Source organism: Ferviditalea candida (assembly GCF_035282765.1).
Taxonomy (GTDB): Bacteria; Bacillota; Bacilli; order Paenibacillales; family KCTC-25726; genus Ferviditalea; species Ferviditalea candida.
Map to the genome: position 1 here is coordinate 24,949 of NZ_JAYJLD010000018.1, position 16,412 is coordinate 41,360.

The 16,412-nt window shown below is 48.7% G+C and carries 14 protein-coding genes; all 14 read right to left on the reverse strand.

Features of this window, described 5'->3' with window-relative positions; genetic code table 11:
- Nucleotides 1-159: 159 nt before the first annotated feature.
- Nucleotides 160-447 carry a sporulation transcriptional regulator SpoIIID gene (gene spoIIID, locus VF724_RS12670; RefSeq protein ID WP_371754620.1) on the reverse strand — a complete coding sequence of 96 codons (288 nt, stop codon included), beginning with the start codon at nt 445-447 and terminating at the stop codon, nt 160-162.
- A 173-nt stretch (nt 448-620) separates the two neighbouring features.
- Nucleotides 621-1,361 (reverse strand): peptidoglycan DD-metalloendopeptidase family protein, encoded by a 741-nt coding sequence (locus tag VF724_RS12675; protein ID WP_371754621.1) that lies wholly within the window; start codon nt 1,359-1,361, stop codon nt 621-623.
- Between the two features lie 132 nt (nt 1,362-1,493).
- On the reverse strand, nt 1,494-2,528 hold the full coding sequence (spoIID, locus tag VF724_RS12680) for a stage II sporulation protein D (protein ID WP_371754622.1): 1,035 nt from the start codon (nt 2,526-2,528) through the stop codon (nt 1,494-1,496).
- A 91-nt stretch (nt 2,529-2,619) separates the two neighbouring features.
- Complete coding sequence (gene murA / locus VF724_RS12685; protein WP_371754623.1) at nt 2,620-3,948, reverse strand: UDP-N-acetylglucosamine 1-carboxyvinyltransferase; 1,329 nt, start codon at nt 3,946-3,948, stop codon at nt 2,620-2,622.
- A gap of 411 nt (nt 3,949-4,359) precedes the next feature.
- The gene (locus VF724_RS12690; protein ID WP_371754624.1) at nt 4,360-4,611 is read right to left on the reverse strand and encodes a DUF1146 family protein; all 252 of its coding nucleotides are present in this window, start codon (nt 4,609-4,611) and stop codon (nt 4,360-4,362) included.
- A gap of 25 nt (nt 4,612-4,636) precedes the next feature.
- Nucleotides 4,637-7,444, reverse strand: a complete 2,808-nt coding sequence (locus VF724_RS12695; RefSeq protein WP_371754625.1) for a S8 family peptidase — start codon at nt 7,442-7,444, stop codon at nt 4,637-4,639.
- Between the two features lie 485 nt (nt 7,445-7,929).
- The gene (locus tag VF724_RS12700) at nt 7,930-9,444 is read right to left on the reverse strand and encodes an NADH-quinone oxidoreductase subunit N (protein WP_371754626.1); all 1,515 of its coding nucleotides are present in this window, start codon (nt 9,442-9,444) and stop codon (nt 7,930-7,932) included.
- A 4-nt stretch (nt 9,445-9,448) separates the two neighbouring features.
- Nucleotides 9,449-11,083, reverse strand: coding sequence for a complex I subunit 4 family protein (locus VF724_RS12705; RefSeq protein ID WP_371754627.1), 1,635 nt, complete (start codon nt 11,081-11,083; stop codon nt 9,449-9,451).
- Entirely contained in the window at nt 11,073-12,956 is a 1,884-nt protein-coding gene (nuoL, locus tag VF724_RS12710; RefSeq protein ID WP_371754628.1) for an NADH-quinone oxidoreductase subunit L, read from the reverse strand. The genes VF724_RS12705 and nuoL overlap by 11 nt, the downstream gene beginning before the upstream one ends.
- 27 nt (nt 12,957-12,983) lie before the next feature.
- A complete protein-coding gene (gene nuoK, locus VF724_RS12715) occupies nt 12,984-13,292 on the reverse strand; it encodes an NADH-quinone oxidoreductase subunit NuoK (RefSeq protein ID WP_371754629.1) in 309 nt (102 codons plus the stop codon).
- A 1-nt stretch (nt 13,293) separates the two neighbouring features.
- Nucleotides 13,294-13,818, reverse strand: a complete 525-nt coding sequence (locus VF724_RS12720) for an NADH-quinone oxidoreductase subunit J (RefSeq protein WP_371754630.1) — start codon at nt 13,816-13,818, stop codon at nt 13,294-13,296.
- A gap of 3 nt (nt 13,819-13,821) precedes the next feature.
- Nucleotides 13,822-14,274: an NADH-quinone oxidoreductase subunit NuoI gene (nuoI, locus tag VF724_RS12725; RefSeq protein WP_371754631.1), complete on the reverse strand. Its 453-nt coding sequence runs from the start codon at nt 14,272-14,274 to the stop codon at nt 13,822-13,824.
- A gap of 24 nt (nt 14,275-14,298) precedes the next feature.
- The gene (gene nuoH / locus VF724_RS12730; protein WP_371754632.1) at nt 14,299-15,306 is read right to left on the reverse strand and encodes an NADH-quinone oxidoreductase subunit NuoH; all 1,008 of its coding nucleotides are present in this window, start codon (nt 15,304-15,306) and stop codon (nt 14,299-14,301) included.
- Entirely contained in the window at nt 15,306-16,406 is a 1,101-nt protein-coding gene (locus VF724_RS12735; protein ID WP_371754633.1) for an NADH-quinone oxidoreductase subunit D, read from the reverse strand. The genes nuoH and VF724_RS12735 overlap by 1 nt, the downstream gene beginning before the upstream one ends.
- Nucleotides 16,407-16,412 lie beyond the last annotated feature (6 nt).

Consider the following 16,412-nt stretch of genomic DNA (forward strand, 5'->3'; position numbering starts at 1 on the left):
CATGGACCTCCCAAACGAAGCCGACCCACAAATCCGGGAACATGAGCCGGGAACATTGAGGTCGAATAATAATGTAATTATAGCTAAATTCGATATGATTCGGCAATATTCCTCCATGGGAAATATAAAATTAATATTGCTTTTGTTTTATCAAAGTTGTTAGGTTTGTACCGAGACCAGGGTTTCTGTCTCATCCTCCTTCGTTTTCTTATATTTGATCTTCGTGGCTTCGCCTCCCCTCAAATGTCGTATCGATTTGTGATATTCCAGAATTGTCTTGACCTGATTGGCCAGATCCGGATTGATTTCGGGTAATCTTTCCGTCAAATCTTTATGCACCGTACTCTTCGAAACACCGAATTCTTTGGCAATTGTGCGAACCGTATGTTTGGTTTCCACTATACAGCGTCCGATTTTAATCGTTCGCTCCTTGATGTAATCGTGCACGCCCTCGCCTCCCTACTCGAGATAGTTTGGTACATTATATGAGGGGAGTGCCTATATATGCGTTGTTTCCAAGCCTGACAAGCTTATTTGACTACAATTATTTTGCGGTCCAAGCCTCAATAAAACAAAAAAGCAGAAGGACAAGTCCTTCTGCTTGTTCCCGGCGCCCCTGCTTATCCTTTGGCGCTGAGCATTTTTTCCGGATTGACCGGCGTTCCGTTCTGCAAAACCTCAAAGTGGAGATGGATGCCCAAGCTTTTTTCCAATTCGTTGCGTCCGGCTTTCGCGATAACATCTCCCTGCTTAACCGATGCGCCCTCCGTAACGGAAATATCCGTCAGACTTTCATACACGGTTTTCAATCCGTTGTCGTGCGTGATTTCCACTTCGTAGCCGATGAGCGGAAGGTTCGCCACCCTTGTCACTTTACCGCTCATTGCGGCAAGGACGTCAAAGCTCTGATTGTCCTGCCGGGAAAGCGAGATTCCTGTACTCGGCATAAAGGAATCATTGTACTCCAGCATGGCGGCCTGCCGCTGCTCGCTGGAAGCCTCGCTGTCATAGAAAGGCATGCTTACTTTCACTTGGCTGCTGTCCTGAACCGGCCATTGCAGTTTCTCTGCATTGGCGTTCACCGCTAATGCGTCGCTCGTGGTTCCGGCCTTGTCTGTAGCGGCACTTGTTGCGGCTTCATTCTGCTTGCCGATATTTTTCCCGCCAGACAACATTGTTTTGCCGGAATCCTGATACGCCCACATCAAGGTTAAGATAATTGCCGCAGCTGCCACGTATATTGCCGGGAACACCCATTTTCTTCCTAGCAACCTCTTCCATGCAGGCGAATGCACTTGAACCGCTTCTTTCTTAGATTTAGAAGCTTCTTCTCTCAACTGATTTTCATTGATATCTTTCATATTTTATATCACCTCAGTACCCATTGTTGCCAGAACCAAAGCTTTTATACCATGGGGCGACAACAATTTTATGAGAAAGGCGATACCTATTTTGGAAGAAACTTTGAAGAGACATAGAAGTGCGATTACATTTTACGAAAAAGATTGACCGATATTCATCATATTTTCTATTTGAATTCCTCGATAGTAATAGGTGAGAATTTCCGGCGCGGTTTTGCCTGTCTCCGCCATTCCATCCGCTCCCCACTGGCTCATTCCAACTCCATGCCCGTAACCGTAGGTCGTAAGCTCAATCCGATCCTTATCAATCTTCCAGGTAAATTCGGTAGAGTTTAAATCAAGTTTCTCCCGGACCTCCCTGCCGCTAAAGACTCTCCCTTCAATCCGGATCGTTTTGATCCGGTGCCCCTTCGTCATCTCCAGTATGCGGATCGGAGGCGGCGCTTCACGGGATGACAAGGATACGCCGAGCTTTTTGGCAAAATCCTTCAGGTTGTAAGTGACGGTTGCCGTAAACTTGGGTGACAATTTCTCATCCCAGGGACTGGCGACGCTGCGAAGATAGGGAACATATTTAGACCAATAGTCCTCGGAATTTTCCGTATACCCGTTGCTCGTAGAAAAGAATGCGGCCTCAATGGGCTGCTTGCGGTATGTCATAATCAATCCGCGGGTTTGATTGACCGCGTCGTTCAATTTTGCAAGATTCTTGCGGAAGTCCGCGTCCTTCCACTTTTCTTTCATTTCCGCCACGGACATATACACCTGGTGTGCGGTTTGATCGGTGACCAGCGCAGATTGGTCGGGAACATTGCTGTGGTCGTGGTCAAGCAGCCTTCGGACAATATAGGTACGGATTGCGATCGCCTGCGCCTTAAGCGCCTCGGGCTGAAATTCGATCGGCATTTCGGCGGCCAGGACGCCTCTTACATAGTATTCCAACGGAAACCGTTCTACTTTTTTGGAACCGGATAGATAGACGGGCACCATTACCGGGTTCGCGCCGATTTCCAAACCTTCGGTGTTGTCCGGGTTTTTTGCCCTGTCAACCGTCCCGGCGCCGGTTACCCCTGTTTTTTTGACCAGAATTCCCGGAAGTATAACCAGTATGACCATCTGCATGACAATGAACACAGCTGCCCACAAGACTATGTATTTTTTGTTCACATCCGTTCCTCCAAGCGTGCATGATGACCGTGAACCTCAATTTAGTCTATGTGCTAGAGTCAAATGATAGAACAGATGCGAAAACTTCCGGTCACGCCAACGAAGGCTGAATGGTATAAATTCCAAAATCCTTTTCTTTTGCTTTCGGCTCCGCAGCCTCTTCCTTGTGGATTCTTTGGATATCTGCCCCAAGCTGTCCCAATTTGGTCGCGATATCCGCATAGCCCCGGTCGATATGGTGAATTTCCGATATCTCCGTTTCGCCCTCGGCCGCAAGCGCCGCAATGATGAGCGCGGCTCCCGCCCGCAGGTCGGTCGCGCAAACCTTGGCGCCCTTCAATTTGGAATTGCCGGTGATAATGGCCGTTCTTCCGTCAATTTTGATTTGACCGTTCATGCTTCTAAAAGCGTCGGCATGCATAAACCGGTTTTCAAACACCGTCTCCGTCACCACGCTCGTTCCCTCGGAAATCATCAGCAGCGCCATCATCGGAGCTTGCATGTCTGTGGGAAAACCCGGATACGGCAAGGTTTTGACATCTACAGAGACAAGAGGGTGTCGAGCGCTTACCTGCAAGCCGTTTTCGAACTCTTCAATCTGCACGCCCATCTCCTGCATTTTTGAGATGATCGGGCGCAGATGATCGGCAATTGCCCCTACGATACTCACATTGCCTCCTGTGATGGCAGCCGCCATCATATAAGTGCCCGCTTCAATCCGATCCGGGATTACCGAATGCACGGCTCCGCACAATTTGTCCACTCCCTCAATCCGCATCAGACCCGTACCGGCTCCGCGGATTTTCGCTCCCATGGCATTGAGATAATTCGCCAAATCGACCACCTCGGGCTCTTTGGCGGCATTCTCGATAATTGTGACGCCTTCGGCCAGCGAGGCTGCCATCATAATGTTTTCAGTTGCCCCAACACTTGGGATATCCAGATAAATCTTCGCGCCCTTGAGCCTTCCGTTTGCTCTCGCTTCGATGAAGCCTTGCCCGAGTTCAATTTCCGCTCCCATGGCTTCGAACCCTTTCAAATGCTGATCGATCGGACGATTGCCGATCGCGCAGCCTCCCGGCAGAGCAATGCGCGCGAAGCCTTCGCGGGCCAACAACGGCCCCATGACAAGAAAGGAAGCCCGCATTTTCCGGACAAGCTCATGATCCGCTTCATTCGTTTTAATCGTATGCGCTTGAACGTAAATCGTTTCATTGTCATATGTAATATCAATTCCCAACGAAGTCAAAACATTGTTGATGATAATCACATCATCCAGCAACGGCGCATCATGTATGACGCTTTTTCCTTCCTCCGCCAGAATGGATGCGGCAATAATGGGAAGCACTGCGTTTTTTGCTCCGCTGATTTTAACTTGGCCGATTAGCCGATTGCCCCCGCGGACGATAAATTTGCCCATGAACGTTCCCTCCGCGTTTTCGTTTTCTCCAGAAAAATGAGTGCATTCCATCCATTTCCCCTGATGCTTTCCTGCCCCATTTTACAAGTTTAACATCAGTGGTCCAAGTTGCTCAACTGCCAGATAAAGGAACAAACACATCATTCGTAATGCCCCACTCTTTTTGTAGGGTAGACGCTTCTCTTGGCATCCTCATGACACCGGGTAAAAAAAATTGGCGCGCTGAAGCAACCTATATATTATCCATTCTTTGCAATTCGTTCGACAGATATACGAAAAACGCAGATTAGACGTCCTATGTCATTTTCATGGCATCAGCGGGCGATGAAATAACTTCCACTAAATTGACCGCAAAGATCAACACCGCTTGAACCTTTGCCGCCAAAAGTGGAACCAACTTCATCACGAGCCCTAGAACATCCATTTCAACATGGATGACCATGTGAAATAATCAATGATAAATTTCGCCACCTCATACCCCGCAATCAAGGAAATGATGATTTGCAGCAATTTGGCCTGCCCGCTTCGCGGATTCTTCAGAAAGAGATCCAGCCTGATCGATTGCACGCTCCACCAGGAAACGGCGATACAGACCAGAACGATAATAATCGAGTAAAGCCCGTTAATACCCGTGACGGAGAGATAGGGTTCGGGTATGTTCATAATCGACCCTCTTTCAATGTGTTATTTACTGATTCCCGATAATTCTGTCCAGCAAAGAAACAAATTCGGCCCTGCTTCCGCTGTCTTTAGGATGAAACGTACCGTCCTCATAACCGGTCAGCCATCCTTTAGCCTTCAGCTGCGCTAAAATATCGATCCCCCAATAATCAGGAGCAATGTCCTGAAAAGGGATCCCATCCGCCTTTTTGTTCTTCAGGTGCAGGGCCTTAGCGATCAAAACGGCCATTTCCATTCGGCTGATCGGTCGGTCAGGCTGAAACGTGGCGTCCTGATAGCCTTGAACGATTCCCGCCGCATCTGCCGATCCCACATAAGAATATGCCCAATGGGTTTTAGGAAGATCCGAATACGAAGCGGCCGATTTCCCGGTTATGCCGAACGCCTTGACAATCATGGTTACCGCCTCGGCTCTTGTGAGTTCATTATCGGGGCGGAACGTGTAATCGGGATATCCCTTCACCGCTTGAAGCTTCGTCATTTCAACAATGCTCGGTTCGGCCCAATGTCCGGAAATATCCGTATAACCCGCAATTAAAGCCGCAGAATGCACCTTTAAGGTATACATTTGCTGTTGAAACGGAAAATCCGCCGAAAGCCGGATATAATAGGTGCCCGACGCAAGCCTTTGATTGATGCTCAATCTCGTCTCGCCCAAATTGTTCAGGTTAATGGCTACTTGCTTTTGATTTTCGTCTAGAAGCGTCAATGACATGACGCGGTCTGACGGAATTTGATTCAAGTTCACATTAACCAGGCTGTCCCTGCCGATTTTGAACATAAACCAATCGACATCCTTCGGTTGATCCAGCACACCGCTATACTCGGAATCCATTCCCATCATGACCGCTTGGTATGGCTTATCGTTCGGTTCATTCGGATCGACATACTTCTTGTTGAATTGAATCGACAGCTTATACTCGCCCCTGACTGGCGGTGACGCTGAATCGGCGGAAATGTCGTTTTGAATCATCAAATAATATTTCCCGGGCAATACATCTGTCGGCGGGATGCTCTCCTCCTCGCCGTCCTTGTACCAATCGATCTGGATCGGTTTTTGGTCTTTCTTCTCAAAAGTGAGAGCCAAATCCATTCTGGCCGTGTCAGTGGACACGGTAATTCCCAAAGATCCCGATTCCGCAATATCCAGCATATACCAGTCCTGATCGCCGGTATGATCGAAAGTTCCTGTAACCGTCTGCGTTTTAGTCGGCAGCAGATATGCCTTATATTGCCTGTCATTATCTTCAAACGGGTCTTTGTAGATATTAAATGCAGTCGTCAGTTGATAGACAACCGATGAGGATGCAGTCTGGTCCCCAAGATAGAATTTAACATAGCTTTTTCCCTTTTTTACCGGAACAACTACCGGATGGGACAAAATATTCTCATAAAGTGTTCCCTTCGAATCGGCATCGCCAAAAAACATCATGTTCACATTGGATTCAGGGGTATCCACGCCTGCCATCCGAAACGTGACTTTTCCATTGTATGGAGAATTGAGATAATACCAGTCTGCGTCCGTTGTAGGCTTCAATTCACCTGTAATCATCGTATCTTCCGGGAGCGGTTTGGCCTGCCCTTTCGTATCGTTCGGTTCATAGAAATCGTTGACGTATTTTGCGGACACCGCCTGATCCGCACGAATCAGCCCATATCCTGTATACATGTCCCAGCCTTTGGACTCCACATCCTCCGCCGTTTCCCGAATCATATTACGAATTTGATAGGGTTTCATATACGGATGCTTCATCCAGATTAAAGCCGTGACACCTGCGACTTGCGGGGCCGCCATAGAAGTCCCCTGATTATACTTGTAGCCGCCGCCGAGCGCCGTTGTATACACTTTCCAAGCAGCTACGACATCCAATTCCTGACCGAAATTGGATTCCCGTACAACTTGATTGTCGGTGGAGACACCACCAACTGCGATAACAGTGGGGTACGCTGCTGGATATTTCACGCTCCGGTTCTCATTTCCCGATGCCGACACCAGCACGGCACCATGATCTTCCGCATATTGAGCCACGTCTTTGATATACGGCGAATTGCGGTTCATTCCAACGGAAAGAACCACGATTTTGGCTCCGTGATCCACTGCATATCTGATCCCTTGGCCCAGTTTTTCTTCATCGCCTTGCCCGTCCGCCTCAATGGCCTTGATCGGCATAATCCGCGTCGTCCATTTGTTATTCCCGTTTTTGACGTTACCCACTTGTGCAACAACACCTGCGACATTCGTACCATGCCCGTTATCATCCTGCGGGGGCTGGCTGCTGTCGATCAGATTGATTCCAGGAATCAGATATGGCGCAATTGCTGGATGATTCAAATCGACCCCGGTGTCGACCACGGCAACCGTTATGATGCGATTCGCCGTTACAAACTGCTTGACTTTGTCCTGATGAATTTGCCGCAAAAAATCGGGTACCGTGCCAGCCGCATTGTTCGGGGTGTCTTGAGTTTCTTCTATGCGAATTTTCTTATTCGGTTCTGCATATACGAACTGTCCCGAGCCAGCCAACAAGGCTTCCCATTTTTTATAAGCAACTCCTGATTTGGGCTGAATAACCGTTATTTTCCCTGCCTCTTCGGTCCGGATAACTTCACTTGCCTGTTCAATTTCAGGATTGATGCGATTTTTCCATTTGACGATCCACGAGGAACCGGACGCCGACATCGGGGAATGGGGAAAAAACCCGGAGGATTGCAGTTGATCCGGGTTTTCTGTTAACTGCATGGGGAAGGCAATTCCGAGCAGCAAAACTGCCGCTAGAACGAGAGAAATGACAGCGGGTTTCAAATGTATATTCATGGCACGGCCTATCCTTAAATTTGTTTGAATCTCGTATATATGATTTTTACACCTTATACTATTTTCGATATGACCCTACAAATCCCTGCTTGATTTTTATGTAAAATGTTTGGCATTATGCATAATATAGCCTCTACCTTGAGAGAATTCTATGACGAGCAAACTGCATTAAGAGGCTGTTTTATGCCGATGGAAAATTCAGGAAGCTCAAAAAAACCTTTCCCGTAAGGAAAGGTTAGGCTGTCGAGAAACCCCATCATAATGGGAATGAAGAATGATAGGGTTGGGGGTATCTTCTGTAGAGACCTGGCGTTCGCCTTTGAAACCGGGAAATTACCACAATTCCCCATCCTATTTCCTGGTTTCAACAGCGACGGAAGAAGATACCCCCAACCCGACACAAAGACTTCATTTTATTCTTAGGGTTTCTCGTCACTCTGACCTTTCCCGTAAGGAAAGGTCCTTTTATCGGCTCAACCGTGGCTTTATCTGATGAAAAAGTCCTGAACCAAGCTGAAAACCTGTTCGATATGACGGATAATGTACTGCGGAAACAACCCCATCAAAACCGTGGCAAATACGGAAATCCATATGGTTATGCCCAACGGAACAGGAATCCGAATATACTTCGCCGGATCTGTCGAGCGCATGAACATTTGCCGGATAAACCCGAAATAGTAGTAGAACGACATGACACTGGTCACAATCATGATGATGGCGAGCCAGTAATTTTTCAATTCCAGCGTCCCCAACAGAATATACAATTTACCGAAGAAACCGCCCGTAATTGGTATTCCGCTTAAAGATAGCACCAGGATGACCATCGCAGCCGCTGTCCACGGCGCTCTGTGGTACAACCCTCCGAAGCTCTTGAGATCATCGCTGCCGGCCGCTTCTCCAACCGCCATCAATACGGCCATAGCCCCGAGATTCATAAACAAATAAGCGATCAGGTAGAAGAACATTTCAGTAAAATTCGTATAGTGAAAAATCGAGAACTGCGCGGCGATCGGCACCAGCAGATAACCGGCGTTGGCAACCCCCGACAAGGCCAGCATGCGTTTGACATTTCGCTGCTTTAGCGCCATGGTATTTCCGACAATCATCGCAACGGCAGCCAAGACGGACAGTGAAAGAAATACGTCGCCCACGAAATAGGGAACATCCGGATTGCCCACTCCGTAGAAAATGCTGTAAACCACCCGGAACAAAATGGCAAATCCGGCGCCCTTCGATACGATGGCCAAATACGCCGTGATCGGTGTCGGTGCGCCCTGATAAACATCCGGCGCCCATGTATGAAACGGCGCCGCGGCGATTTTGAAACCAAAACCCGCCAGCATCAGGAAGAAGCTCAGATAAACGAGCGTTTTGAACGTCGAGAGATTTTCCAGAAGCGCCGCGTTGATAGCCGAAATGTTCGTCGTTCCGGCCAGTCCGAATAAAAAGGACATTCCATACAGAATAAATGCCGAAGAAATGCCTCCAAGAACGACATACTTAAACGCGGCTTCATTGGATTTCAATTGAAATTTCCGCATCCCCACCAGGATGTAGGACGTGATGCTCAGCAGCTCCAGACCTACAAACAGCGTGATCAGGTCCCCCGAAGATGCCATTACCATGGCACCCAAGGTTGCGGGGAGAAACAAATAGTACAGTTCCCCGACATGCGGAATGTCTGGTTCCTTGACAGAGCCAATGCTCATGAAGATGATCAGGCCCGTTCCCGCCAAGAAAAACAGCTTGAACAAATTGGCGAAATCATCAATCCGATAGCTTTCATTCAGCAGAATGATCGGTTCGTTCCTGCCCATCAGCATTCCTACGAATACTGCCGCAAGCACCACGCCGGCAAGCGAAAGCCATCCCAACAAATTCCGGCTTACCTGTTTGGGCAGAATCAAATCGATCAGGGACAACACAATCGCAGAGATGACCAAGGTCAACTCTGGTGCCAAGTGCGCCAATTCGTTCACGGATAATCGAAGCTGATCCATTGGTCTAACCTCCTATCTTCATGGCAATGTTTTGTATCATCATATCGACAGTTGACTGGATCGGAGTGCTTAAGATGGCCGGATAAATTCCGATCAGCAGGATAAACCCCGTCAGTGAGACCATCGCGACCGCTTCGATCAGCCTGGCGTCCTTCAAGTGCAAGTAGGCTTCCGGCATGGGGCCGAACGTAATTTTCAAGACCCCTCTCAATACATAGACCGCTGCCAGGATAATGCCCAACGTTCCCACTGCCGTAATGACCGGCATCTTTTGAAACAAACCGATAAACGCCAGAAGCTCGCTGATAAATCCGGATAAACCGGGAAGTCCGAGCGAAGCCATGCCGGCTACCAGCAAGATTCCGCTCATAAAGGGCACGGATTTGGCCAGCCCCCCCAGTCTGTCCAGCTCTGTCGTGCCTGTACGTTCATACATGCTTCCAACCATCAGGAACATCAGGGCGGATATCAAGCCATGAGAAATCATCTGGAAAATCGCACCCTCGTATCCGATTTGATTGAACGCCGCAATCCCCAGCAGAACTATCCCCATATGGCTGATGCTGGAGTATGCCAGCACAAGCTTGAATTCCTGCTGCCTGTAAGCCAGTACAGCGCCGTAGATAATGTTGATTATCCCGAGCACAGCCAGCATGGCCGCCCATTGCTTGGCCAGATCGGGAAACAACGATATCCCGAATCGAAGCAAGCCGTAAGCTCCCATTTTCAGCAGAATGCCGGAATGGATCATGACAATTGAGGGAGGCGCTTCGGTATGCACCTTCAGCATCCAGGTATGGAACGGGAAAATCGGCAGTTTGATACCGAATGCCACCAACAGCATGATAAACATCGACCATTTCAGAGTATCACTGATATTCAGCGGATTGGGAATGCCCTGGGCAAACTCGGGCCCAAAGTTTGAATAGGACTTCGGATCCGTGAGATTATGCGCAATTTGGTCCAAATCACTGGTATAAAAGGCATGCGCGGTATTGGCATCCGGCTGCTGCAAAGTAAATCCGGCCGTGCTCACCAGTATCAAAAACGCGATCAGCATGAGGGCCGAGCCGATTCCATTATAAATTAAAAATTTGTTGGCAGCCCTTTCACGGTCTCTGTATCCCCAAATGCCGATCAAAAAATACATCGGGACCAGCGTGGTTTCGAAAAACATGAAAAACAGCAGCAGGTCGCGTGCCATAAACACGCCCAGCATTCCTGTCTCCAACAACAGGAACAAGATGTAGAAAGTTTTCCATCGTTTCTTAATGTGCACCGACGCGAGTGCGGCCATCGTTGCCACTAGAGCCGTCAAAAACACAAGCATGAGCGATAATCCGTCAACGGCCATCTTATATTTCAATTGAAAATAATACGACGTCAGTTGGTGAAGAGCCGGTCCTTCTTTATTGAGAGGGATGTGAATCCATTCCGTATCTTCGGTATATTGCGGCTGCCCGGAATGCGGATCAAACTGGGCAAATAAGAATACCGACAAAATCAAGGGAATCAGTGTAGCCAAAATACCGATGGCCTTGATTTGCCTTCCGCTGTCCTTCGGCATAAACAGCAAAAGGATGACGCCCAACAGCGGGGAAAAAGCAATCAGCGATAGGATCGGCAAATTATCCAGCATGGATGAACCTCCTTCCGACAAGTACCACCACGAGAATCACAAAACCCAGAACGGTGACCAAACCGTAGGTTTGAACCTGTCCGTTCTGCAGCCGGGTGCCTGACCTGCCCAATTGGACGGCTGAGAGTGCGGAAAGCCGGACGATACCATCCACAATATAAGTATCGATCAACTGCAAAATCCATGCGATTCCCTTCAAGGGTTTGACAAGGATGGTTTCATAGATCTCATCGATATAATATTTGCGGTAAACCAACCGATGGAGCCAAGGGGCTGCGGAAGGAATGGCATCTCTGGATACCGCTCCCTTATAGTACATCATCCAACCCAGGGCGATCCCCGCAATCCCTGCCAAATTGGAAAGGATCATGACCACCCAATTGGCTTGCTCCTGCATTTGTTCCCCGGTCAGCCAAGTGCCGAGCCACGGATTGCCAGGAGTAAATACGAATCCGGCCAGTACCGCCATGACAGCCAGTACGATCAACGGAAAGGTCATAACCGGAGGGGACTCATGAGCCGAAAAGTCCGTTCTCGGTTTACCCGTGAACACCAGGAAAAACAAGCGTGACATATAGAACGCTGTGAAGAATGCGGCGATCAAGCCGATCCAGAACAACAGTTGGTTATGATGATAAGCCTCGGACAATATTGCGTCCTTTGACCAAAATCCGGAGAACGGGACGATTCCGGACAAGGATAATGCGCCGATCGCAAAGGTCCAGGCGGTGATTTTCATTTTCTTTGCGACTCCACCCATCTCATTGACATCCTGCGTATGAACGGCATGGATGACACTGCCGGCGCCGAGGAACAACAGGGCTTTGAAGAATGCATGTGTAAACAAATGGAAAATTCCCGCTGTATACGATACCATCGTTCCGATTCCCAATGCCAGCATCATATATCCCAACTGACTGACGGTGGAATAGGCAAGAATCCGCTTGATATCATTCTGCGCAACCCCGATAGTCGCTGCAAAAATCGCCGTAAATCCGCCGACTAACGCCACGACTGTCAAAGCTGTCTCAGAAGTAAGGAACACATCGTAGGTTCTGGCTACAAGATATACTCCGGCTGCAACCATCGTTGCGGCATGAATCAATGCGCTGATCGGCGTAGGGCCTTCCATCGCGTCCGGAAGCCAGGTATGCAGCGGAAATTGACCGGATTTGCCAACGGCCCCCAAAAATATCAGAATGGCGATCAAGGTTGCCGTTCCTCCGGCAATTTGATGCTGACTGAACGCATTATGTAGCGCATTGAAATCGAGCAAATGGCCGGGCATATTCCAGAACAGCAGCAGAATCGCGATAAAAAAACCGACATCCCCGATCCGGGTGACGATAAACGCTTTTTTGGCCGCAGCTTTGGCCTCCGGCTTGAAATACCAAAAACCGACCAGCAGGAATGAACAGACGCCGACCAATTCCCAGAAGATGTACATCTCAATCAGGTTCGGAGAGATCACCAAACCCAGCATGGAAAAGGTAAACAGTGAAATATAACTAAAAAAAACAGAGATTCTTTCATCCTCGTGCATATATCCTTTTGAATAAATGTTCACGAGAAGACTGACGAATGTCACAATCACAAGCATGAGAGCATTCAGATTGGTAACCTCGAATCCCATATACAGGGAGAAGTCTCCTGCCTTAAACCATTGCCATTCTTCCCAGGTGTAGTCCTGTACCTTCCCGCCCAGACGCTCTACAAAAACAAGGACGGCTAACACGAAGGAAACCAGTGTAGCCAATATGCTGATATACGCTCCGGACTCCTTCAGTTGTCGGCCTGCCGCGATCAGAATCAGAAAAGCGATCAGCGGCATGAGCGGTATAACCCAGGCAAGCTGTGAATATGCGGATTCCATGGAATATACTTTCCTCCTTAGACCTGATTAACGCTTCATTGAATCCATATCGATGACATCGGACGTTCCTTTGTTGCGATACAAGGCAATTAGTATAGCGATGCCCACCGCCGCCTCGGCGGCAGCCACTGTGATATTGAACAAGGAGAAAATCTGTCCGGTCAGCGAAGGATGCAGCCCAAGCTTGGCAAAGGCGACCAGATTCAAATTGACCGCATTCAGCATCAGCTCAATGGACAACAGTACGATCACGGCATTTTTTTTGGAAAGAGCTCCGTACAATCCGATACAAAACAAAATAGCGCCCAATATCAAATAAGAAGAAATGATGTTCATCTTACTCATCCTCCCTCTTGGCAAGGATAATCGCACCGATAAAGGCTACCGTCAATAGCACGGAAATCAGCTCGAACGGTATGACATATTGATTGAAAATCAATTCACCGATTGCCTGCGTATTGCTCTCTCCGGGCTGGAAGTTCCCAGGTGCGGGGAATGGAGCATTTTGAATCGCATAAAACAGAATCCCCAACAGCCCGATCACGCCGATTAAGAGAAACAGGGAATGCATTGGCCGCTTCGGCTGCTCCTCCTCGGTTTGATGCTTCGTCATCATGATCCCGAAAATCATCAGAATAGAGATGGCGCCCGCATAGATGAGCACTTGGACAAATGCGACGAATTCAGCCTGCAGCAGAATATACAGTCCGGCCAAACTGATAAAAGTGAATGCCAGGGAAAGCACCATGTGCACGACCTTTGTAAAATTGATCATAAAAATCGCGCCGCTGATGATGCAAACCGCAAATACGGCAAAGGCGATATTCTCACCCTGGCTGAAAAATTGCAAAAAATTGTTCATGGCTTAATTAGCGCCTCCTTTAGCTTTAGAAGGAGCATTTAAACTGTTCTCTTTGCGGACATTCGTATTATTGCTGTTCAACCACTCCATGTTCTTGAACAGTTCATCCCTGCTGTAGGTGGAAAGTTCAAAGTTGTTGGTCATTACAATGGCTTCGGTCGGACATACCTCAGTGCAAAGATCGCATAAAATGCATATTTCAAAATTTATATCGTACGTATCGATCACTTTGCCTTTTTTCTCCGGGTCCGGATTCGGTTTACCCGTCAGTGAAATACACTGGGTCGGGCAGATTCTGGCGCATTGATTGCATACAATGCATTTTTCAGGGTCAAAATGCTGTATTCCCCGAAAACGGTCAGGCATTTCAAGAGGTTCATCGGGGTAAGCATACGTCACTTTTTTTTGAGCGAGATTCTTAAAGGTGACGCCCAAACCCTTGACCAATCCCTTCATCTGCATTCACCCCTTCTTTATTCATTATTTCACGAATTCCATAAAAATTGCTGTAATAAACACGTTAATCAGCGAGATCGGCAAAAGCCATTTCCAGCCCAGTCCCATCAATTGGTCTGCGCGTATACGCGGCATCGTGGCACGGATCCAGAACAGCGTAAATACGATAAAGCTGAATTTGAGCAAAAACCAAACGAAGCCCGGGATAAACTCCAGAAACGGCGCCGGTGCATGCCATCCGCCAAGGAACATCGCGGTTGTCAGCGCGGCGATGGCAGCTACGTATACATATTCCGCCAGCATAAAGAAAGCAAATCGGAAGCCGCTGTATTCCACATGATAGCCGGCAACGAGCTCCGATTCGGCTTCCGGCAAATCAAACGGCGTTCTGTTCAATTCGGATATTCCTGCAATGATGAATACGATAAACCCGAGAATTTGCGGCACAAAGTTCCACTGCCAGAACCAGCCTGCCTGATGCTCCACGATGGTCTGCAGATTCATGCTTCCGCTCAGCAGAATCACGCCAACCACAGAAATGACCAGCGGAATTTCGTAGCTGATCATTTGCGCAGCGGAACGCATTCCGCCGAGGAGGGCGTATTTGTTGTTGGAAGCCCACCCGCCGAGAACGATGCCGATTGTGGAAATTCCGGAAAGCGCCACATAGAATAGGACACCTACATCCAAATTGGCGAAGTGGATCGTCGGTGTATAAGGGATCGTGGCCAAGACGGTAAACGATGGAACGAACGTAATAACGGGAGCGAGAATAAACAAATCACGCTCCGCTTTTTTCGGTATCGTATCTTCTTTAATCAGCAGCTTCAAAACATCGGCTACCGACTGCAGCAATCCCAGCGGCCCAACCCGGTTGGGACCGATGCGGAGCTGCATCCAGCCGATAACTTTTCGTTCAAAATATATCGCATAGGTCACAAAGCCCAATACCGCCAGCAGCATCACGATGCCGGCCAGCAGCATCAAGCCGAACGTGCCCCAAGTGAGACTGTGTTGCAGCAGGGAACTCATCAGCAGTCCACCTCCCCGAGGACAATATCAATCGAACCCAAAATCGTAACCAAGTTCGTCATGCTCTCACCAATCAGCAGCTTCGGAAGAATTTGCAGGTTTACAAAGGAAGGTCTTCGGAATTTCAGCCTGTAAGGCTCCGCCTTGCCTTTGGAAACGATATAGCACCCGATCTCTCCGCGGGGCGATTCAATGCGGGAGTAAACTTCGCCTTCCGGCGGGCGGATGACTCTAGGCACCTTCCCCATAATTTCCCCTTCATGGGGAAATTGTTCGACCGCTTGTTCCAAAATTCTCAAGCTTTGCCGGATTTCTTCCATTCGAACCGTGTATCTGTCATAGCAGTCCCCGTTGCGTCCGACCGGGACGTCAAATTCGAACCGATCGTACAGGCTGTAAGGCTGGTCTTTTCGCAAATCCCATTTGACCCCTGCGCTTCGCAGGTTCGCACCGCTCAACCCGTAGTCAATCGCGGTTTGCGCATCATAGGCTCCGACACCTTTAATCCGAGCAAGAAAAATTTCATTGCCTCCGACCAAATCCTCATATTCCCCGAGTCTGCCGCGCATGTAGGGAATGAAATCCCGAACCTTCTCGATCCAGCCGTCCGGAGCGTCCCATTTGACCCCGCCGACCCGCATATAAAAATAGGTCAATCTGGCACCGCTTAATTCATTAAACAAATTGATAATGATCTCGCGATCCTTGAACGCAAACAAAAATGGAGTCATCGCGCCGATATCCAATAAATACGTGCCCCACCAAACCAGATGGCTGGCAATGCGCTGAAGCTCCATGACGATCAGGCGCAGAAACTCGGCTTTTTCCGGAATCTCAAGACCCATCAAGGTCTCCACGGCATTCACCAGCACATAGTTATTGGTCATCGCCGATACATAGTCCATGCGATCGGTGTACGGAATGATCTGCGTATAATTCAGGCCTTCCGCCAATTTTTCCGTTCCTCTGTGCAAATATCCGATCACCGGGTCGGCTTCCGTGATCACTTCCCCGTCCAATTTAACGACGATCCTAAGCACACCGTGCGTGCTTGGATGCTGCGGTCCCACATTCAGCAATAACTCTTCGGTACGAACCAATGTCTA

Bases quoted from the DNA above. Each gene is read 5' to 3' on its own strand.
- nuoK (WP_371754629.1), bottom strand. From the start codon at position 13,292: ATGAACATCATTTCTTCTTATTTGATATTGGGCGCTATTTTGTTTTGT.
- VF724_RS12700 (WP_371754626.1), bottom strand. From the start codon at position 9,444: ATGGATCAGCTTCGATTATCCGTGAACGAATTGGCGCACTTGGCACCA.
- VF724_RS12675 (WP_371754621.1), bottom strand. From the start codon at position 1,361: ATGAAAGATATCAATGAAAATCAGTTGAGAGAAGAAGCTTCTAAATCT.
- VF724_RS12690 (WP_371754624.1), bottom strand. From the start codon at position 4,611: ATGAACATACCCGAACCCTATCTCTCCGTCACGGGTATTAACGGGCTT.
- VF724_RS12705 (WP_371754627.1), bottom strand. From the start codon at position 11,083: ATGCTGGATAATTTGCCGATCCTATCGCTGATTGCTTTTTCCCCGCTG.
- VF724_RS12695 (WP_371754625.1), bottom strand. From the start codon at position 7,444: ATGAATATACATTTGAAACCCGCTGTCATTTCTCTCGTTCTAGCGGCA.
- nuoI (WP_371754631.1), bottom strand. From the start codon at position 14,274: ATGAAGGGATTGGTCAAGGGTTTGGGCGTCACCTTTAAGAATCTCGCT.
- nuoH (WP_371754632.1), bottom strand. From the start codon at position 15,306: ATGAGTTCCCTGCTGCAACACAGTCTCACTTGGGGCACGTTCGGCTTG.
- nuoL (WP_371754628.1), bottom strand. From the start codon at position 12,956: ATGGAATCCGCATATTCACAGCTTGCCTGGGTTATACCGCTCATGCCG.
- murA (WP_371754623.1), bottom strand. From the start codon at position 3,948: ATGGGCAAATTTATCGTCCGCGGGGGCAATCGGCTAATCGGCCAAGTT.
- VF724_RS12720 (WP_371754630.1), bottom strand. From the start codon at position 13,818: ATGAACAATTTTTTGCAATTTTTCAGCCAGGGTGAGAATATCGCCTTT.